At 38.9% G+C, this 20,806-nt stretch carries 20 protein-coding genes; 16 read left to right on the top strand and 4 right to left on the bottom strand.

All coding sequences use genetic code 11. The annotated features are described in order from the left end of the window. Positions 1–243 precede the first annotated feature (243 nt). Complete coding sequence (locus ACVRWY_RS07910) at positions 244–894, bottom strand: DUF1129 family protein (protein WP_354369660.1); 651 nt, start codon at positions 892–894, stop codon at positions 244–246. Positions 895–924: 30 nt separating this feature from the next. Continuing rightward, positions 925–1,869: a magnesium transporter CorA family protein gene (locus tag ACVRWY_RS07905; RefSeq protein WP_354369661.1), complete on the bottom strand. Its 945-nt coding sequence runs from the start codon at positions 1,867–1,869 to the stop codon at positions 925–927. A 143-nt stretch (positions 1,870–2,012) separates the two neighbouring features. On the opposite strand from ACVRWY_RS07905, the gene uvrA reads away from it, so the two are divergent. From uvrA to nusB, 6 genes are all read left to right on the top strand, one after another. Next, positions 2,013–4,838, top strand: coding sequence for an excinuclease ABC subunit UvrA (gene uvrA / locus ACVRWY_RS07900; protein ID WP_354369662.1), 2,826 nt, complete (start codon positions 2,013–2,015; stop codon positions 4,836–4,838). A 180-nt stretch (positions 4,839–5,018) separates the two neighbouring features. Beyond that, positions 5,019–6,080 (top strand): M24 family metallopeptidase, encoded by a 1,062-nt coding sequence (locus ACVRWY_RS07895; protein WP_354369663.1) that lies wholly within the window; start codon positions 5,019–5,021, stop codon positions 6,078–6,080. A 10-nt stretch (positions 6,081–6,090) separates the two neighbouring features. Further along, positions 6,091–6,558, top strand: a complete 468-nt coding sequence (locus tag ACVRWY_RS07890) for a deoxycytidylate deaminase (protein ID WP_354369664.1) — start codon at positions 6,091–6,093, stop codon at positions 6,556–6,558. A gap of 71 nt (positions 6,559–6,629) precedes the next feature. Beyond that, positions 6,630–7,190, top strand: a complete 561-nt coding sequence (gene efp, locus ACVRWY_RS07885; protein WP_354369665.1) for an elongation factor P — start codon at positions 6,630–6,632, stop codon at positions 7,188–7,190. 66 nt (positions 7,191–7,256) lie between these two features. After that, positions 7,257–7,646 (top strand): Asp23/Gls24 family envelope stress response protein, encoded by a 390-nt coding sequence (locus tag ACVRWY_RS07880; RefSeq protein WP_354369666.1) that lies wholly within the window; start codon positions 7,257–7,259, stop codon positions 7,644–7,646. Beyond that, on the top strand, positions 7,639–8,064 hold the full coding sequence (gene nusB, locus ACVRWY_RS07875; RefSeq protein ID WP_354369667.1) for a transcription antitermination factor NusB: 426 nt from the start codon (positions 7,639–7,641) through the stop codon (positions 8,062–8,064). The genes ACVRWY_RS07880 and nusB overlap by 8 nt, the downstream gene beginning before the upstream one ends. 30 nt (positions 8,065–8,094) lie before the next feature. Here the strand turns inward: nusB and ACVRWY_RS07870 are convergent, their stop codons facing one another. Both ACVRWY_RS07870 and ACVRWY_RS07865 read right to left on the bottom strand, forming a co-directional pair. After that, positions 8,095–9,063, bottom strand: a complete 969-nt coding sequence (locus tag ACVRWY_RS07870; protein ID WP_354369668.1) for a LacI family DNA-binding transcriptional regulator — start codon at positions 9,061–9,063, stop codon at positions 8,095–8,097. A gap of 1 nt (position 9,064) precedes the next feature. Further along, positions 9,065–10,504 (bottom strand): sucrose-6-phosphate hydrolase, encoded by a 1,440-nt coding sequence (locus ACVRWY_RS07865; protein ID WP_354369669.1) that lies wholly within the window; start codon positions 10,502–10,504, stop codon positions 9,065–9,067. A gap of 190 nt (positions 10,505–10,694) precedes the next feature. Here ACVRWY_RS07865 and ACVRWY_RS07860 point away from each other — a divergent pair, with 190 nt between their 5' ends. The 10 genes from ACVRWY_RS07860 to manA all read left to right on the top strand — a co-directional run bounded on the left by ACVRWY_RS07860 (position 10,695) and on the right by manA (position 20,583). After that, positions 10,695–12,578, top strand: a complete 1,884-nt coding sequence (locus tag ACVRWY_RS07860) for a sucrose-specific PTS transporter subunit IIBC (RefSeq protein WP_354369670.1) — start codon at positions 10,695–10,697, stop codon at positions 12,576–12,578. 149 nt (positions 12,579–12,727) lie between these two features. Beyond that, the gene (gene scrK / locus ACVRWY_RS07855) at positions 12,728–13,606 is read left to right on the top strand and encodes a fructokinase ScrK (RefSeq protein WP_354369671.1); all 879 of its coding nucleotides are present in this window, start codon (positions 12,728–12,730) and stop codon (positions 13,604–13,606) included. A 200-nt stretch (positions 13,607–13,806) separates the two neighbouring features. After that, a complete protein-coding gene (locus ACVRWY_RS07850; protein WP_354369672.1) occupies positions 13,807–14,685 on the top strand; it encodes an ROK family protein in 879 nt (292 codons plus the stop codon). Next, complete coding sequence (locus ACVRWY_RS07845; RefSeq protein ID WP_354369673.1) at positions 14,682–15,323, top strand: SGNH/GDSL hydrolase family protein; 642 nt, start codon at positions 14,682–14,684, stop codon at positions 15,321–15,323. Before ACVRWY_RS07850 ends, ACVRWY_RS07845 begins: the two co-directional genes overlap by 4 nt. A 149-nt stretch (positions 15,324–15,472) precedes the next feature. Further along, positions 15,473–16,861 (top strand): glycoside hydrolase family 1 protein, encoded by a 1,389-nt coding sequence (locus ACVRWY_RS07840; RefSeq protein ID WP_354369674.1) that lies wholly within the window; start codon positions 15,473–15,475, stop codon positions 16,859–16,861. A gap of 52 nt (positions 16,862–16,913) precedes the next feature. Next, positions 16,914–17,231 carry a PTS cellobiose transporter subunit IIB gene (locus ACVRWY_RS07835; RefSeq protein WP_354369675.1) on the top strand — a complete coding sequence of 106 codons (318 nt, stop codon included), beginning with the start codon at positions 16,914–16,916 and terminating at the stop codon, positions 17,229–17,231. A 13-nt stretch (positions 17,232–17,244) separates the two neighbouring features. Then, complete coding sequence (locus tag ACVRWY_RS07830) at positions 17,245–17,562, top strand: PTS cellobiose transporter subunit IIA (RefSeq protein ID WP_354369676.1); 318 nt, start codon at positions 17,245–17,247, stop codon at positions 17,560–17,562. 22 nt (positions 17,563–17,584) lie between these two features. After that, positions 17,585–18,853, top strand: a complete 1,269-nt coding sequence (gene celB, locus ACVRWY_RS07825) for a PTS cellobiose transporter subunit IIC (protein ID WP_354369677.1) — start codon at positions 17,585–17,587, stop codon at positions 18,851–18,853. A gap of 42 nt (positions 18,854–18,895) precedes the next feature. Further along, positions 18,896–19,621, top strand: a complete 726-nt coding sequence (locus tag ACVRWY_RS07820) for a GntR family transcriptional regulator (protein WP_354369678.1) — start codon at positions 18,896–18,898, stop codon at positions 19,619–19,621. Between the two features lie 11 nt (positions 19,622–19,632). Next, a complete protein-coding gene (manA, locus tag ACVRWY_RS07815) occupies positions 19,633–20,583 on the top strand; it encodes a mannose-6-phosphate isomerase, class I (RefSeq protein ID WP_354369679.1) in 951 nt (316 codons plus the stop codon). The last annotated feature ends 223 nt before the right edge of the window (positions 20,584–20,806 follow it).

Raw genomic sequence — 20,806 nt, 5'->3', positions numbered from 1 at the left:
CAGGAACTTTGAAAACTTTAAAAAACGGATTTTGATTGCCTTGAACATAAAGAAAGAGAGAACGAATTTCGTCCTCTCTAGGTGTTAGCTTTTCATCTACCCACTACAGTTGACAAAGAGCCTTTTTCTAAAGTATGTATGAGTTACAAATACATTTTTGCATAGTAAAACAGTCAGTCTATTTACAGGATTTTAACCTAGCAATAGACTGACTGCTTTTTTTGAAAATATCGATCTTATAGTTTATCTTTCTACAGTGAAAGAACTTTGGACATTAAAATGCTTTTTAAAGAAGTAACGTCCTGCAAAAGCGGCAGCTCCTAATACAACCATCAATAAGGCAGGTAATTGAGGATTAAACTGGGTAGGGAGTAAGCTGACTAATGAGACAAGGAGCACCCATCCAGCAAAAGAGAGAGTTAGAAGTCCAAGGTTTTTCCAAAAGTTTGGACGTTGTGAACGCTCTTTACCAAGGTGTCGATAAAAGAAATGGTAAGTTAGATACATTACCCCACCTCCTGCTAGTCCAGTTGCAAGGAGAGTGAAGATGCCATATGGGATTTGGTTGCTATTGGTTAAAGCTAGAAAACCTTGGATAAGAGAGACAAGACCTAGGAAAAATAAGGCACTGTCGGTCCACATAAAGAGCGGTTTAGTGTTTTTGGGTTCTGTTGTACTTTGTGTTGTTGTCTCTTGTTGTGTGAAAGTTGCTGCCCAAGCAGTTGGGGCACCTAAAAATGTTCGGGCAGGGATACCTTTATTTTGCTGTTCTAAGATATTAGGCATAATATCATCTATAATAGCTTGGATTTCTTCTGTTGACTTTCCGTCTTTATGAAGTTGGTTTTTGGCAATGTGAATAAATTCTTGATTTTTCTTTGTTAAGTTTTCCATATTGTATTATTTTCCTTATTTTTGATGAGGTTAAAACCATTTTTTTCTGATAAAGTAGAGGACCATACAGGAACTAAGAGTAGCAGCAATAGCAACAACATACCAAAAGGCGTTATCTAGACCGTTTAAGGGCATGGTATTGTTTTTAAAGTTCATGCCGTAGGCAGAGAAGATAACGGTTGGAATATCTAATGTCATTGTAACCAAAGCTAAGGTTTTCATGATGGTATTTTGGTTGTTGGAGATGATAGAGGCTGATGTCTCAGTCATGGCATTGAGGACGTTTTCATAAATACCTGCCATCTCAATGGCCTGTTGTGTTTCAATCAAGGTGTCTTCAAGTAAGTCTTCGTCTTCGATGTATTTTTTAAGACTGGACGCATTACTTGACAGCTTTTTGACGATGCGTTCGTTCAGTTTGAGAGAGGCTTTTAGATAGACAATAGATTTTTCAAGCTCCATCATGTCGATGAGTTGCTCATTTCGTGTGGCACTTTCAAGTTGTGCTTCAATTTTATCACTTTGTCTGTCAATAGAACGAAGGGCTATTAGAAAGAGCTCGGCGTTACGATAAAGCAGTTGAAAAACAAACCGTGTCTTCATAAATGTATAGAAATTACGGATTCGCCTCTTGATGAAATTATCAAATAGGGTGAGATCTTCAAGACAGGTTGTGATCACCGCATTTTCTGTGACAATAATCCCTAAGGGGATGGTAACATAATAACTTTTGTTATTGCGCTCTTCATAGGTCGGCACGTCCACGAGGATAAGAGTGTAATCATCTTCAACAGAGATACGGGAAGTTTCTTCCGCATCGAGCGGTGCTCTAAGATCTGTAATATCGATGTTGAACTCTTTGGCTAGTTTGACGGACTCTTCCTGGGAAGGGTTGACAAGATTAATCCAAGCACCTGGCTCAAATGTATTGATTTCTTTAAATTCTGTTGCTGTTGAAAGAAACATTTGTTTCATTTTAAAGCCTCCCTGTTTGGTATTTGTAGTCTCGTCAAAGGCATACTGTTTTATTATACTATATTTTGAGATATTTTTGGGCATCAGATAAGCATAAATTTGATATAATGGAAAGGAAAATTTGAGGAAAGAAATATAATACGATGCAAGATAAATTAGTGATTCATGGTGCAAGAGCCCATAATTTAAAAAATATTGATGTTGAGATTCCACGAGATAAATTGGTGGTCGTGACAGGTTTATCAGGTTCTGGTAAGTCTAGTCTAGCTTTTGATACTATTTATGCAGAAGGGCAACGCCGTTATGTGGAGTCTTTATCAGCTTATGCCAGACAGTTCTTAGGGAATATGGAAAAGCCAGATGTAGATTCGATTGAAGGACTTAGTCCTGCTATTTCTATTGACCAAAAAACAACGAGTAAAAATCCACGTTCCACAGTTGGAACAGCGACAGAAATTAATGATTATCTTCGTCTCTTGTATGCTCGTGTGGGGACTCCTTATTGTAAAAATGGTCATGGTGTAATCTCTGCCTCATCTGTAGAGCAAATTACAGATGAGGTGTTGGAATTGCCTGAACGGACAAGAATGCAGATTTTAGCACCAATTGTTCGTCGTAAGAAGGGGCAGCACAAGACGATTTTTGAAAAAATTCAAAAAGATGGGTATGTCCGTGTTCGAGTAGATGGTGATATTTATGATATCTCTGAGGTACCAGAATTATCTAAGAGTAAAATGCACACCATCGAAGTTGTGGTTGATCGTTTAGTCAACAAGGACGGCATCAGAAGTAGATTGTTTGATTCTGTTGAAGCTGCCCTTCGTTTAGCGGATGGCTATGTGGTTATTGATACCATGGATGATCAGGAGCTACTCTTTTCAGAGCATTACTCCTGTCCAGTATGTGGCTTTACTGTCCCAGAATTAGAACCTAGGTTATTCTCCTTTAATGCTCCCTTTGGTTCTTGTGCGACCTGTGATGGTTTGGGTATTAAATTAGAAGTGGATATCGACCTAGTTGTTCCAGATGCTAAAAAAACACTACGTGAAGGTGCTTTAGCACCTTGGAATCCTATTTCTTCTAATTATTATCCTCAGATGTTAGAGCAGGCTATGCAACATTTTGGTGTGGACATGGATACACCTTTTGAGGACTTATCAGATGAGGATAAGGATTTGATTTTGAATGGCTCAGCTGGTCAGGAATTTCATTTTCATTATGAAAATGAGTTTGGTGGCGTAAGGGACATTGACATTCCTTTTGAGGGGGTACTGACCAATATCAATCGTCGTTTCCACGAGACGTCTAGTGACTATACTCGCACACAAATGCGAACTTATATGAATGAATTGACCTGTACAACTTGTAAGGGTTATCGTTTGAGTGAGCAGGCTTTGTCTGTTAAAGTTGGAGGAGAAAAAGGTCTTCATATTGGGCAAGTGTCTGACTTGTCTATCGAAAAGCATCTGCAGTTACTAGAGGAATTAGTTTTAGGTAGAAACGAAGAAATTATTGCTAAGCCTATATTAAAAGAAATCAAGGATCGCTTAACTTTTTTGAATAATGTGGGTCTAAACTATTTGACCTTATCACGCTCTGCGGGGACCTTGTCTGGTGGAGAGAGTCAACGGATTAGGTTAGCGACCCAAATTGGATCAAACCTAAGTGGTGTCCTTTATGTTTTAGATGAGCCTTCTATCGGCCTTCATCAGCGTGACAATGATCGCTTAATTGCTAGTCTTAAAAAAATGCGTGATTTAGGAAATACTTTAATTGTGGTTGAGCATGATGAAGATACCATGAGAGAAGCGGATTGGCTGATTGATGTTGGTCCAGAAGCAGGTGTTTTTGGTGGGGAAATTGTTGCATCAGGCACTCCTGAACAGGTTGAGAACAATCCTTATTCGATCACAGGTCAATACTTGTCTGGTAAAAAAGCTATTCCAATTCCTGTAGAACGTCGCTCTGGAAATGGTCAAAAAATCACTATAAAAGGTGCATCTGCCAATAATCTAAAAAACATTTCTGTTGAGATTCCACTTGGGAAATTTATCGCAGTGACAGGTGTTTCGGGATCAGGAAAATCGACTCTTGTTAATGGTATTTTGAAAAAAGCGATTGCGCAAAAGTTAAATCGCAATGCTGATAAACCAGGAAAACATCAATCTATCTCTGGAATTGAGCAGATTGAGCGTTTAATTGATATTGATCAAAGTCCGATTGGACGAACACCACGTTCTAATCCTGCTACTTATACAGGAGTCTTTGACGACATTCGTGATCTTTTTGCTCAGACCAATGAGGCTAAGATTCGGGGTTACAAAAAAGGCCGTTTTTCATTTAACGTTAAAGGTGGACGTTGTGAAGCTTGTTCTGGTGATGGTATTATTAAAATTGAGATGCATTTTCTACCAGATGTCTATGTTCCTTGTGAAGTTTGTCATGGAACGCGCTATAATAGTGAGACCTTAGAAGTTCACTATAAGGAAAAAAATATTGCAGAAATCTTAGATATGACGGTTAATGATGCGGTCGAATTTTTTGCAGCTATTCCCAAAATCGCAAGAAAACTACAAACCATTCAAGATGTTGGTTTGGGATATGTAACGTTAGGCCAACCAGCAACGACCTTATCAGGAGGTGAGGCGCAACGGATGAAGTTGGCCTCAGAGCTTCATAAACGTTCAACAGGCAAGAGCTTTTACATTTTGGATGAACCGACAACAGGCTTACATACGCATGATATTGCTCGTTTGTTAGAAGTCTTGGCGCGATTTGCAGATGATGGAAATACTGTCTTGGTGATTGAGCATAATCTGGATGTGATTAAAACTGCAGATCATGTGATTGATCTTGGTCCAGAAGGGGGAGATGGTGGTGGAACAATTCTTGCCACAGGTACCCCAGAAGAAGTGGCAGAGATTAAAGGAAGTTATACAGGTCAGTATTTAAAAAACAAGTTGATATAAGATAAAAAGAAATCCGATTGGATTTCTTTTTAGTAGCCATCTTGCTTTATCAATCATAGTTTGGGCTTAGCTCTAAAGGATTGTTCAAAATTATGTTTTGACTGAAAGATGAGCCTTGGAATAAATTGGTATTTCCCTTTATTTCTGCTATAATAGTTACAAAATCTTTGGAGGAATGGGATGCAAAATAGACTTAAAAAATTTGAAGCGAAACTTTCTGAGTCTCAGGTAGATGGTGTAGTAGTTTCTGGTCAAAATAATGTTTATTATTTAACAGGTTTTTGGGGAACAGAAGGGACTGTTTTTATTAGTAAAAGCCGTCGTCTTTTTTTAACAGATTCACGTTATAGTTTAATTGCAAAGGGTGTTGTGACGGGATTTGATATTATAGAAACTCGTTCTCCTTTAGAAGAAATTGCTAAGGTGATTAAAGCAGATGGGCTTAAAAGTATTGGATTTGATCAGCAAGTTAGCTATGCCTATTATCAAGAGTTGAAGGCCATTTTTGCAGATTATCAACTGGAAGGTATGGCTAATTTTATTGAAGGTCTTCGTATGATTAAGGATGCTAGTGAGATTGCGACCATTCGTCGCGCTTGTCAGATTTCTGATCAGGCTTTTATGGATGTTTTGGATTTTATCAAACCTAATCAAACGACAGAGATGGAAGTGAATCACTTTTTAGATCACCGTATGCGTCAGTTGGGGGCTGAGGGAGCTTCATTTGAGTTTATTATTGCCTCGGGGCAACGTTCTGCCATGCCTCATGGCGTCGCATCGGATAAGGTAATTCAATCTGGTGAAACCTTGACCCTTGATTTTGGTTGCTATTATCAGCATTATGTGAGTGATATGACAAGGACCATTCATATTGGACATGTGACGGATGAGGAACGTGAGATTTATGAGATTTGTTTACGTGCTAACCAAGCTCTGATTCATCAAGCAAAAGAGGGAGTTAGCTACCGAGATTATGATAGAATCGCACGTGATGTCATCAATGATGCTGGCTATGGTGCACATTTTACACATGGTATTGGGCATGGTATTGGATTAGACATTCATGAGTACCCTTATTTTGGTCATTCTGATGAAACGATAAAAGCAGGGATGGTTTTAACAGATGAGCCAGGTATTTACCTTGATGGTAAGTATGGTGTGCGTATTGAAGATGATCTTTTAATTACTGAAACAGGATGTGAGGTCCTTACTCTTGCACCAAAAGAGTTAATTGTTCTTTAAGGAGTAAGTGATGGAAAAAGAGCAACGTTTGTCTTGGCAAGATTATTTTATGGCAAATGCAGAGCTGATTTCTAAGCGTTCCACTTGTGATCGCGCTTTTGTTGGTGCCGTTTTGGTAAAAAATAATCGTATCATTGCAACAGGCTATAATGGTGGTGTTTCAGCTACTGAAAATTGTAATGAAGTTGGTCACAAAATGGAAGATGGGCATTGCATTCGCACGGTTCATGCTGAAATGAATGCCTTGATCCAATGTGCTAAAGAAGGGATTTCAACGAATCATACTGAGATTTATGTCACTCATTTTCCTTGTATCAACTGTACCAAGGCACTTTTACAAGCAGGAGTGTGTAAAATCACCTATAAAACTGCTTATCGTCAACATGACTTTGCTATTGCCTTGTTAGAAAAGAAAAATGTTCCCTATTTTCAACATGATGTCCCAAAGATTCTTTTGGGAGAAGATCAGTCTTTTTAAAAAGATTTGAGAATACAGGTGCAATATGATAAAATGAAGTGATAATAATTTTATAAAGAGGTATATAGATAATGATTGAAGCAAGTAAGCTAAAAGCTGGTATGACATTTGAAACAGCAGATGGAAAATTGATTCGTGTTCTTGAAGCTAGTCACCATAAACCAGGTAAAGGAAATACTATCATGCGTATGAAATTGCGTGATGTTCGTACAGGTTCAACTTTTGATACAAGCTACCGTCCAGAAGAAAAATTTGAGCAAGCTATTATTGAAACTGTTCCAGCTCAGTACCTATATCAAATGGACGATACAGCGTACTTCATGAACAATGAAACTTATGATCAGTATGAAATTCCAGTAGCAGCAATTGCAGATGAGTTGAAATTTATCCTTGAAAACTCAGAAGTTAAGATTCAGTTTTACGGATCAGAGGTGATTGGTGTGACTGTCCCAACAACTGTTGAGTTGACAGTAACAGAAACACAACCATCTATCAAAGGAGCTACTGTTACAGGATCAGGTAAGCCAGCAACGCTTGAAACAGGTCTTGTGGTCAACGTTCCAGACTTTATTGAAGTAGGACAAAAATTGATTATCAATACTGCTGAAGGGACTTACGTGTCACGTGCTTAAGAAAAAAGAGCGCTTTTCCACATTGGAGAACTGACTTTTTTAATCAACAGCTAGAAAGGAAAAGCTATGACAACTGAAACAATTGGAGAAATTGTCATTTCGCCTCGTGTTCTTGAGGTTATTACAGGAATTGCGGCGACAAAAGTTGAAGGAGTTCACTCACTTCATAATAAGAAAGTAGCAGATAGCTTCAGTAAAGAATCTTTTGGACGTGGTGTTTATTTAACAACGGCTGAAGATGGACAAGTATCAGCAGATATCTATGTTTATCTCCAGTATGGTGTAAATGTGCCTGCGGTATCTATTGAGATTCAAAAAGCAGTTAAATCAGCTATTTATGATATGGCTGAGGTTAGTCTATCAATGGTTAATGTTCATATTGTTGGGATTGTTCCTGAAAAAACACCAAAACCAGAAATGAAATCGTTGTTCGAAGAGGATTTCTTAGATGACTAGACATTTTATAGATTCCAGACGTGATTTACGTGAGCGTGCCTTCCAAGCTCTTTTTAGCCTAGAGTTTGGAGGCGAGTTTGTTGATGCCGCTAATCATACCTATATTTATGATAAAGAAGGTGATGAACATGAAGTGCCAGTCTTTATCTTGAATCTGGTTAATGGGGTACTTGATCATCAGGCGGAGTTGGATGAGTTGATTTCAAAGCATTTGAAACAAGGTTGGTCCTTATCGCGTCTAACTTTAACGGATAAAACGATCCTCCGTTTAGGCTTATATGAGATGAAGTATTTTGAGGAAACTCCAGACCGTGTGGCTGTTAATGAGGCTATTGAAATTGCAAAAAAATACTCAGACGAAACATCAAGTCGTTTCATCAATGGCTTGTTAAGTCAGTTTATTGAAGATGAGTCATAAAAAAAGTGATTGGAAATCCAATCACTTTTTTTATGCACTTGTTCCTGAAATAAGATTGACAGGTAGGATATAAGATTTTTCCAACTCTTCTTCAGGGAAATTTATTTTTTTAAGAAGTAGCTCTACACAAAGATAAGCAATCTCTTTGAGAGGTTGTTTAATCGTTGTCAAGTCTGAAAAGAAATTTTCAATAAATGTTGTCCCATCATAACCGATAACTTTTAAATCATCTGGAATTGATAATCCCATCTCTTTGGCAATTCTAATGGTTAAAAGCGCGGTTAGGTCATCAGAGAGGAAAATGCCGTCAGGTTGCTCTTTTTGAAGAACCTGTTTAATCTCCATTTCTTTTCGAATAGGAGAAAAATTACTAGGAACATGAATAATTTTAGCAGTTGGTAATAGGGCTTCAAATCCCTCTTTTCGAAGTCCAGTTGGAGAATTGGAGTTATCATTTCCTGTAATCATGACGATTTTTTTGCAACCTAATTTTTCTAAAGTTTGAGCTGCCATCTTTCCACCTTCAAAGTTATCTGAGGAGACAATTGGAATATTTGGAGCTAGATTACGGTCAAAAGAGATGATGGGTGCCTCGACACGTTCATAATCATCGATACCAAGATTATGACTTCCAGAAATAATGCCGTCAACTTGATTGGCTTCAAGCATCTCTAAATATTCTTTTTCTTTACTAGGGTCTTTTTCACTATTGCAGATGATGGTTTTATAACCGTGATTAAACAACTCAATTTCCATATGTTCAATGAGTTCAGCATAAAAGACATTACTAATATTGGGAAAGATTAAGCCGATTAATTTAGCGGATTTACCTTGAAGTCCACGAGCCAGGCTATTGGGTTTATAACCTAGTGTTTTCATGGCTTCCTTTACTTTTTGGATAGTTTGCTGGGAAAGGTATCCTTTATTATTGATAACACGTGAAACAGTAGTAGGGCTAACACCTGCTAATTCAGCAACATCAGTAAGTTTTGCAACCATTTTAGTAACTTAATTCAAAGTATTTTCCAGTAGCTTCACCGCTAACTAGAGCGATGCCGGATTGGTCTTCGTTAGGGAAGACACGGCCAGTAAATACTTTTTCTCCCTTGTTGATGAAAATTTCAAAGATTGATTTATCAATAAAAATATTAACAGTCGTATCACTGTTTTCAATGCTACATTCACGTGTTGTGCCAAATTCAAGTGCAAATGGTTGACCAGCTTCAGAACGATCGATGATTACTTTACCAGAAGCTGTATCAACTGTTAAATGGAGTCCTTTATGATTTTCATCGGCAAATAAAACTAGCTCTGTTTTACTGTCTTTTTTAAAGTTTAATTCAAGTTCGTAAGTATTTTGGCTAGTTTGACGCTCTGAAAAGTCCTCTTCAGTTTGACGTAATGAGGTGATGGCTTCGACTGGGTATTGATAAAGTTTCCCATCTTTAAGAGTGAGTTCTTTGACTAAGCTCATAGCACCTTGGTAATCAAACTGATCAGTAGGGTAATCAATGTCAGGGAGTCCAATCCAGCTAACGGCTAAAGCACGTCCATCTGGGGTGTTAAATCCTTGTGTAGCGTAGCATTCAAAACCAAAGTCAAGGTTTAAAATGTTAGATGCTCCAACTAGAGCAGGTTTTTCTGTGTCAAACGATTGACAGATTTTATAGGTGTTTGGATAGATGTTGTCGTAATCCAACTCAGCTTTATCCAACCCTTGAGGGCTGTAAAGGAGGACTGGTTTATCATCGACAAAGACAAGGTTAGGGCATTCAATCATATACTCAGACCCTGTTCCACCAAAATCAAGGTCACCGACAAGTTCCCAGTTTTTAATGTCATTATTCACCGCTTTATAGAGTTTGATAAAGCCTTTTTTGTCGAGGCTCTGTGCGCCGACAATAGCATAGAACTGGCCTTTGTGATCAAAAATTTGCGGATCTCGGAAGTGTTCAGTAACATCGCTAGGTTGTTGAATAAGAACTTCTTCAAACTTTTCAATCTGACCATTTTTATCCATAAATGCCCCAACTTGAAGAGGGTCACGTACCCAGTTTTCATCACGAACATTTCCTGTATAGAAGATAAAGAGTTTTCCATCTATTTCATAAGCAGATCCTGAGTAAGCGCCGTGACTATCATGTGGGTGATCAGGAAGGAGTTTGGTTCCTGTTTCAGAAAAGTGAATCAAGTCATCTGAGACAGTATGGACCCATTGTTTTAGACCGTGTGCTGGACCATAAGGCCAGTTTTGGTAAAAAAGATGGAATTGTCCATTGAAGTAAGAAAAGCCGTTAGGGTCATTTAATAGTCCAGTTTTAGGCTCGATATGGTAATTGCTTAACCAAGGTGATTTTGCTTTATTTTCGTTTAGAGTTTTAATCTCTTCGTCTGTCCAGTCTTCATAGCGACGGTAACGAGTCTCTTTAGATAAATCCATAGTTTTTCCCTTTCTTCATAAAAACTTAGTACATCTATATAGTAAACGTTTTCCTTATAAAAAGCAAATTTTGAAAGCGATTTTAAAAAAATTCTGCAAAACGCTTGACATATCTTAAAAACATGATAAAATAGTTTTTGTAATAAAGTGAAACGCTTTCACAAAGAAAAAAGAAAAAGGGGTTTTGCAAATGGATAACACACAAATTGCAAAAGAGGTTATTGAGGCTCTAGGTGGTCGCGATAACGTACGCAGTGTCGCTCACTGTGCAACTCGTCTGCGTGTCATGGTTGTTGATGAAGCAAAAATCGACAAAGACAAAGCAGAAAACATTGAGAAAGTTCAAGGTGCTTTCTTTAACTCTGGTCAATACCAATTGATTTTTGGTACTGGTACAGTTAATAAAATTTATGATGAGGTTGTCGCACTTGGTTTGCCAACGTCAACAACTTCTGAGCAAAAAGCAGAAGCAGCGAAACAAGGAAACTGGTTCCAACGTGCTATTCGTACTTTCGGTGATGTCTTTGTTCCAATTATTCCAGCTATCGTAGCGACAGGTCTCTTTATGGGTCTTCGTGGCTTACTTGGAGCATTTAATATTACCTTGCCTGAAGATTTGAACGTTTATTCACAAATCTTGACAGATACAGCTTTCATCGCTTTACCAGCCTTAGTTGTTTGGTCAACTTTCCGCGTATTTGGTGGTAATCCAGTTATCGGTATTGTTCTTGGGATGATGTTAATTTCAGGTTCACTTCCTAATGCTTGGGCGGTTGCCTCAGGTGGTGATGTCAAACCAACTATTTTCTTTGGATTTATTCCTGTAGTTGGTCTTCAAGGATCAGTTCTCCCAGCCTTCATCATTGGTATTTTAGGAGCTAAGCTTGAAAAAGCGATTCGTAAAGTGGTTCCAGACGTCTTTGATCTTTTGGTAACACCTTTCTTGACACTCTTTATCATGTCAATTCTTGGTCTATTTGTTATTGGACCAGTATTCCACGTTGTTGAAAACTACATCCTTGTTGGAACAAATGCTATTCTTTCATTGCCATTTGGTCTTGCTGGTTTGATTATTGGTGGTCTTCACCAAGTTATTGTGGTATCAGGTGTTCACCATATCTTCAACTTGCTTGAATCACAATTGATTGCTAGTACAAAAGCTGACCCATTTAACGCTATCATGACAGCGGCTATGACAGCTCAAGGTGCAGCGACTGTTGCCGTAGGTGTGAAAACTAAAAATGCTAAATTGAAAGCTCTTGCTTTCCCAGCAGCCCTATCAGCTTTCTTGGGTATTACTGAGCCTGCTATCTTTGGGGTTAACTTACGTTTCCGTAAACCATTCTTCCTATCACTTGGAGCTGGTGCCATCGGTGGTATGTTAGCATCACTTCTTGGTCTTGCCGGTACAGGTTTTGGTATCACTATCATTCCTGGTACGCTTCTTTACCTTAACGGTCAATTGCCACAATATCTTCTAATGGTTGCGGTATCATTTGCTCTTGGTTTTGCCTTCACTTACTTCTTTGGTTATGAGGACGAAGATACAACTGTAGCAGATAATCAAGAAACCACTAAGCTTGCAGAAGAAGCAACAACAGGTAACCTTGTTGAAGGAACTACAGCTGAAGTTATTGTGAACCCACTTGCAGGTCAAGTTGTTGATCTTAAAGATGTTAATGACCCTGTATTTTCAAGCGAAGCTATGGGGAAAGGTATTGCCATTAAACCAAGCGATAACACAGTTTATGCACCAGCAGACGGTACAATCTCCATCGCCTTTGAAACTGGTCATGCTTATGGTATTAAAACTGATAAAGGTGCTGAAATCCTTATTCACATCGGTATCGATACAGTATCTATGGATGGTAATGGTTTCACTCCAAAAGTGAAAGCTGATCAAAAAGTTAAAGCAGGAGATGTTTTGGCGACATTTGAACCAGCTAAAATCAAAGAAGCAGGTCTTGATGATACAACTATGATTATTGTAACCAACACAGCAGAATATGCTGAGGTAACACCACTTGCAACTGGTACAGTTGCTAAAGGTGCTGACCTTCTTGATTTGAAATAAAAATTTGATAAAGGGTTTAGGCAGTTTTCTAGTCTAAATCCTTTTATCACGTTTTGAGGATTTCCAATTATCCTAGTTAGAAAAGGCTTTTCAGTTAGTAATTTTTTTGTTAAAATCGTATAAAAAGACAAATATAGAGGACATTTTTTATGACAAAATTATATGGTAGTTTAGAAGCTGGAGGAACAAAGTTTGTTTGTGCGGTCGGTGATGAAAATTTTCAAGTGATCGAAAAAACACAGTTTCCAACGACTACTCCATACGAAACAATTGAACGTACAGTAGAATTTTTTAAACGCTATGAAGATCGTCTAGCGGGTATTGCGATTGGCTCATTTGGTCCAATTGATATTGATCCTAACTCACAAACTTATGGTTATATTACCTCTACTCCAAAGCCACATTGGTCAAATATTGATCTTCTTGGTTTAATTGCTAAGGAGTTCAAGATTCCATTTTACTTTACAACGGATGTCAATTCGTCAGCTTATGGTGAGACACTTGTGCGTAAGGGTGTGAAAAGCCTTGTTTATTATACAATTGGAACAGGTATTGGTGCAGGTGCGATTCAAAATGGTGAATTTATTGGTGGCTTGGGTCATACTGAGGCAGGTCATACTTATGTGGCGCTCCATCCTTATGATGCTAAAAATGAGTTTGATGGGATGTGTCCATTTCATAATGGCTGCCTAGAAGGATTAGCTGCAGGACCATCGCTTGAAGGACGTACAGGCATTCGTGGTGAATTGATTGAATTAAACTCTGAGGTTTGGGATGTTCAAGCTTACTACATTGCACAAGCTGCAGTTCAAGCTACACTTCTTTATCGTCCGCAGGTCATTGTTTTTGGTGGTGGTGTCATGGCTCAAGAGCATATGTTGAATCGTGTTCGTGAAAAATTCACTGCTCTTATGAATGGTTATTTACCAGTTCCAGATGTGAAAGATTATATCGTTACACCAGCTGTTGCTGAAAATGGTTCAGCGACCCTAGGAAACTTCGCCCTAGCGAAGAAAATTTCAAATTAATAGTGAGAAACTTGGATTTAGTGTTGACTAGATTCAAGTTTTTTGTTTTCTTTTATCTAGTTAGCAATGTATTTTTAAACCATATTGACTTACACGAAGAATAGTTTTAAAAAGAAAAGTATATAAAAATAAAATAAATGTATAGACATTTAAAAAATATTGTAGTATACTAGAGTCAGTTAAAGGGAAGGAGATCAAAAATGGCATTACTAGTATTTGATATTGGGGGCACGGCTGTCAAATACGCTCTGTATAAAGATAAAGAACTGGAAAGTACGCGGTCTTTTACAACCCCTTTATCTTGGAAAGAAATGAAAGCGCTTCTATCAGAGGTGAAGCAGTCATTCAAAGGAGAGACTTTGGAAGGTGTTGCTATTAGTAGTCCTGGAGCAGTGGATGTTGAAGCAGGCGTGATTCGTGGTATTAGTGCTATTTCTTATATCCATGATTTTAAGATAGTAGAGGAACTGGAAGACTTGTTTCAGTTGCCCGTCACCATTGAAAATGATGCTAATTGCGCTGCCTTAGTTGAATTAGCCTATGGAGTGGCAAAGTCTGCTAATACGGTACTCTTTTTTGTCATTGGTTCAGGAATAGGTGGTGCAGTGGCTATTGATGGCAAATTGCATAAGGGGATTAATCTTTTTAGGGGAGAATTCGGCTATATGATGCTGGATAAGGGCTATACCTTAAGCCAATCAGCTAGTCCAGTCCATGTGGCTAATCGTTATTCAAGCGAAAAGGATCTACCGACATCTATTTCAGGTCAGGAATTATTCCAATTGTCAGATGACGGGGATGAAAGTGCCAGACAAGCAGTTGATAGCCTATTTCAAGCATTAGGAAAGGGAATTTTTAATGCAGCCTTGGTTTTAAATCCTGACTTGGTGGTTTTGGGAGGAGGACTTTCTAAACGTCCGGGTCTTGTGGAGGAAGTTTCTAAACAAATTGATCATCTACGAGAAAAAACTGGAGCACAAGATTTAACCATCTCTCTTGACACTTGCCAATTTTATAATGATGCCAACCTTCTTGGAGTAGTTGCTCATTTTCAAAATAACATTGGGATAGAAAAATGAAATTAGAAAAACAGGACCGAATTGTCTTTTTTGGAGATTCGATTACAGAGTGGGGAAGAGATAAAGAAGATGCACAAAGTCTGGGATATGGCTATGTTCACTTTGTTGCTTCTCATTTACTCTTCCATTATCCTGACTACCGTTTTGAATTTTTCAACTGCGGTATCGGTGGAGACAAGGTTGCGGATTTGAATGCTCGTATCCATGACTGTCTTGATCTTCATCCAACTGTTCTGGTACTCATGGTGGGCATTAATGATGTTTGGCATAATGTTGGTCAAGAATCCTTCGGTAGTCAAACAGAACAGGACCGGTTTGAAGGAGAATACCGCAAGTTGCTGACAAGCCTGGTAAGGGCAGGTCTGCAACGAATCTTGGTTTTAGAACCCTTTGTTTTGCCCTATCCTATGGATCGCCAAGAATGGCGAGTGGATTTGGATCCAAAACTTCAGATCATTCGACGGTTGGTCAAGGAGTTCGGTTTGGAGTTTGTTGCCTTGGATGGTTTCTTGAATGAACAGGCTATTCTGTATTCCGCCCAATACTACACAGGCGATGACGGTGTTCATCCGACCTTGGCAGGTGCTACTGTGATTGGGCACGAAGTGCTGAAGAGACTAATTGTCTCTGAGGTTTAATAAATAGTAGACGAGTTAAGATCAGCAGGCTTTAGGAGTGGGGTATGTGTGCTGGTAATTGATTTTTTATCTTGAGTATAGTCACGAGCACCTTCCCAAATATAATGATATTATTTTTAGAATTTTAAAAGGAGAAAGGATCTAGTCAGATGAAAACATTTCCGAAAGATTTTTGGTGGGGAGCAGCCACATCAGGTCCCCAAAGCGAAGGGCGTTTTGCTAAAAAACATGCCAATATGTTTGACTACTGGTATGAGATAGAACCAGAAGCCTTCTATCATCAGGTTGGTCCAGATACGGCTTCCAACTTTTACAATAGTTTTCGTGAAGATATTGCTCTCATGAAAGAGGTTGGTCTTAACAGTGTGCGGACTTCTATTCAATGGACACGTCTGATTGATGATTTGGAAACTAATACAGTCAATCAGGATGCGGTTGCTTTCTACAATCAGGTGATTGATTGCTTTATTGAAAATGGTATTCGTCCGATTATGAACTTGCACCATTTTGACTTGCCAGTGGAGCTTTATCACAAATATGGTGGTTGGGAGTCTCGTCATGTGGTGGACCTCTATGTTGGATTTGCTGAACAAGCTTTCAAACACTTTGGTGACCGTGTCAAAGAATGGACGACCCACAATGAGCCTATGGTAGTAGTTGATGGAGAGTACCTCTATCAGTTCCACTATCCTAAAGTAGTTGATGGGAAAAAAGCTGTTCAGGTAGCTTATCATCTCAATCTGGCTTCTGCCAAAGCCATTGCCAAGTATCGTGAATTGGACTTGGCCAAGAATGGGGGACGCATTGGTACAGTCTTAAATTTGACGCCTACCTATGCAGCCTCAGAAGCGCCAGCTGACCAAGAAGCAGCAAAATTTGCTGAACTATGGAACAACAAGATGTTCTTGGAACCAGCTATTTACGGCCATTTTCCAGCAGAACTTGAAGAGGTCTTGACGCGCGATAAGGTTATCTGGCAAACAGAACCAGAAGACGCAGAGATTTTCAAGAACAATACAGTAGATTTCCTTGGAGTCAACTTCTACCATCCCAACCGTGTGAAAGCACCAGACATCGCTCCGAATTCTGTTGGTGACTGGATGCCTACCCGCTATTATGACCATTATGATATGCCAGGACGTCGGATGAATATTGATAAGGGCTGGGAAATCTACCCGGAAGCCATGTACGATATTGCCATCAATATTCGTGACAATTACAAGAATATTCCATGGTTTGTTTCTGAAAATGGTATGGGGGTTTCACGAGAAGAACGGTTCTTGGATGAGAACGGTCAGATTCAAGATGACTATCGGATTGATTTTATCCGTGAGCATCTAGAGTGTCTTCATAGAGGAATCGAAGAAGGATCAAATTGCTTTGGTTATCACCTTTGGACGCCAATTGATTGTTGGTCATGGAGCAATGCCTATCGCAACCGCTATGGATTTATCTCAAATAATATTCATACGCAAGTGAAAACCATTAAAAAATCAGGGGAGTGGTTTAAAGCGGTTGCGGAACAAAACGGTATTTAAAAATAATATAAAAATAAAAGAAGCCTACTAAACTAAGTAAAGGAGAATTAAAATGGCAAAAGCCTTAATTATTTGTGCAGCGGGGATGTCTTCATCTCTTATGGCTAAGAAAACAACAGACTATCTACAAGAACAAGGACATGATATCACTATCGAAGCGATCGGTGCGACCGAAGGAAATAAAGTGATTGAGAGTGCAGCTTATGATGTTTATCTCATTAGTCCACAAACACGGATGTATTTTAAGCAATTTGAGAAAACTGGTCAGAAAGTAGGGCGACCTGTTGTCCAAATTCCACCTCAAGCTTACGTCCCAATTCCAACAGGTATTCAAGGGCTTGGGAAAGTGGTTTTAGAGCAATTGTCATAATAGGAGAAGTTAGATGAACGCAGAAGAATTACAGGTTTCGGCCTTTGGGATTATCCTACATAGCGGTACTGCTCGTCCAGATATCCATGAAGCGTTTGCCTTAATGAGAATTGGCGACTATGAAGAGGCTGTTGAGAAACTAGAAAGTGCTAACAAGGAATTAGTTGAAGCTCACCATGCTCAAACGGAATTGTTACAACATTATGCTAGCGGTGTTGAGATAAAAATTGAGATTATCATGGTCCATGCACAGGACCATTTGATGACAACGATGACGTTGTTAGAAGTTGCCAAAGAAATGTTGGAGTTACATCGAAAAATCAAGTCGTAGAAAATAAAGGAGATGAAAGAAGATGAATAAAATTCTAGATCAACTGAGTGATAAACTTTTACCAATTGCCAATGCCCTAGGATCAAACAAGTACCTAGCTGTACTAAGGGATGCCTTTATGCTATCTTTTCCAATCACCATGTTTGGTTCCTTGATTGTGGTTTTCAACAACTTGCCGTTTTTCAATGACGATACGAAAACCTTCCTTTACAACCTACTCGGAAATGGTCAGATGGCAACCATGTCTATTATGACAGTCTTTGTTGTATTTGGTATTGGTTATTATCTTTCAAAATCTTATGATGTTGAAGGGGTTTTTGGTGGTGCAGTTTCTCTTTCAAGTTTCTTGATATTGACACCATTTTTTATCGAACCTGAAAAGGGTGAAGCGATTAGTGGTGTGCTTAGTTTAGATCGTCTTGGTGCTAAAGGGATGTTCTTAGGAATGATTACAGCTTTTGTTGCAGCAGAGTTATATAGTCGTATGAGTAAAAAAGGTTGGCAAATTAAGATGCCAGATACTGTGCCACCTGCTGTTGCCAAATCGTTTGCTGCTCTGATTCCAGGTACATTAACCCTATCGATTTTCCTTGCGCTACATGCCTGTGTGACTTACTTCTTCCATGTTAATCTCCACGATGTGATCTATAAAGTCATTCAAGCGCCATTAATTGGTTTGGGAGGTAGTATTGGGGCAACATTAATTGCGATCTTTGCGATTCAAATCATGTGGTTCTTTGGTTTACATGGACAAGTTCTCGTTAACTCAGTAATGGATCCAATTTGGAACACATTAAACCTTGAAAATTTGGAAGCCTTACAAGCTGGTGAAGCTACACCACACATTATTAGTAAGTCCTTTATTGAAACCTTTACCGTTGGTTTAGGTGGTTCAGGAATGACCCTTGCAGTTGTTCTGATTATGGCATTTGTTCTTAAGAAAAAAGTGTACAAGGATGTTGGGCGACTAGCACTTGGAGCAGGTATCTTTAACGTTAATGAGCCTGTTATCTTTGGTTTACCAATTGTGATGAATGCGACGATTCTTATTCCTTGGATTGTAGCCCCAATTGTGGTAACAGCCATCAACTATACCGTTATGGCACTTGGAATAGTTCCAGCTCCAACAGGTGTTTCTGTGCCATGGACAGTGCCTCTCTTCTTTAGCGGGATGATGGCAACTAATTCTATCATGGGTGGTCTTCTCCAATTGGTTGATGTTGTGATTGTTGGGCTGATTTGGTATCCTTTCCTTCGTGTACTAGACAAGCAAGAGGATTCTGTATTATAATAGGCATAAGAAGTGATGGAGTGAGGAGAAATCATGGCTAAAATAAGTAAGTATGAAGAAATAGCTAATATTCTCCGTGAAAGAATTGCACAAGGAGTCTATCCCGTAGACTCCTTATTGCCTACTCAAACGGAATTAGCGACAGAATTTCATGCTAGTCGGATGACTGTCAAAAAAGCTGTCGAGATCTTGACGATAGAAGGATTGATTTATTCTAAACAAGGAAATGGCACCAAAGTATTAGATTCGTCCTTTTGGAATCTTCGAGATACAAAAGTTAGGCTGAATAATTTTAATGGTTTGAGTAAGGACCTTGAAAAAGATGGCAGAGCATTGACAAGCCGTATTATTAAATTTGAAGTAGCCTTTCCCTCCAAAGAAATCTCAGAACGCTTACAGATTGGTCTGACATCACCAGTTTATCACATCATTCGTCTTCGTCTGTTGGATCAAGAACCTTATGTCATTGAACATACCTACATGCCTTGTGATTTAGTTCCAGGGCTTGATGAGGAGGTACTCTTACACTCCATCTATGACTATTTACATGAGACCTTAAACTTAAAATTTGTTGGTAGCTATAGGAATATTACGGCTGATAGAGCAGATGAATATGATATGGCGTATTTGAAATGTGACGAGACAACCCCAGTTCTTCAGGTGGAGCAGGCTGTTTATTTAGAAGATGGTCGTCCTGTCGAGTATTCTCGTAGTCGTAATCGTTACGATGTCAGAGGTTACTCATTGTTAGATGTCAAAAATATTTAGGAGGTTTGGTAATCGTGGAACCACTATTTTTAAAATCAGTGATGCAGGAAAAAATTTGGGGAGGTAGTCGTTTACGAGACGTTTTTGGCTACGATATTCCAAGTGAAAAGACAGGTGAGTATTGGGCGATTTCTGCCCATCCTAATGGCGTATCCATAGTGGAAAACGGGACTTATGCTGGTGTGCCTTTAGATCGTTTGTATCGTGAGCAACCTCAATTATTTGGAAATCCTAAGAGCGAGGTTTTTCCTTTATTAACAAAAATCCTAGATGCTGAGGATTGGTTAAGTGTGCAAGTTCATCCAGATGATGCTTACGGCCTAGCTCATGAAGGGGAGCTTGGAAAAACAGAGTGCTGGTATATTTTATCAGCAGAAGAAGGAGCTGAGATCATCTATGGACATACAGTTAAGAGCAAGGAAGAGTTGCAAGCTTTAATAGATAATAAAGACTGGGAACATCTTTTGACGCGTATTCCTGTTAAAGCCGGTGATTTCTTCTATGTTCCAAGTGGTACCATGCATGCTATCGGCAAAGGCATTATGGTTCTTGAAACGCAGCAATCTAGCGACACAACTTACCGTGTCTACGATTTTGATAGACCTGACGATCAAGGGAACTTGCGTGAATTACATTTAGACAAAGCAGTGGATGTCCTGACGATTGGCGAACCTGCCAATAGTAAGCCAGTTTCTTTATGTGTGGATCGATTAGATAGTGCCCTTTTGGTATCCAATGATTTCTTTACAGTTTACCATTGGACCTTGAGTGGTTTGGTTGAGTTTAAGCAAGTGGCGCCGTATTTATTAGTTAGTGTCATCGAAGGACAGGGACGTTTAATTATTGATCAAACGGTTTATCCAATTCAAAAAAGTAGTCACTTTATCTTGCCTCATACCGTCAAACACTGGTCGTTTGAGGGAGATGGTTTAGAAGTAATTGCAAGCTACAGTCATGAATAAAGTGACATAAAATGATAATAGCATCTCAAAGGTTAGAGAATTTGTTTAACTTTTGAGGTGCTATTTTATTTTTCTACAAAAATGGAAGACTGTCTGTGTACCTTTGTCAATGATGTGAGACCTAAAATGTTATTTTGAAGCTATCCATTTGTTAAGCTTTACTAGGAGCTAGCTCCTAGTAAAGCTTTTCTGATATCGATAGGAGATTTCCATCCTAAAGTTT

The organism is Streptococcus porcorum (genome assembly GCF_053203725.1).
This window is presented reverse-complemented; position numbering and strand designations above follow the sequence as displayed.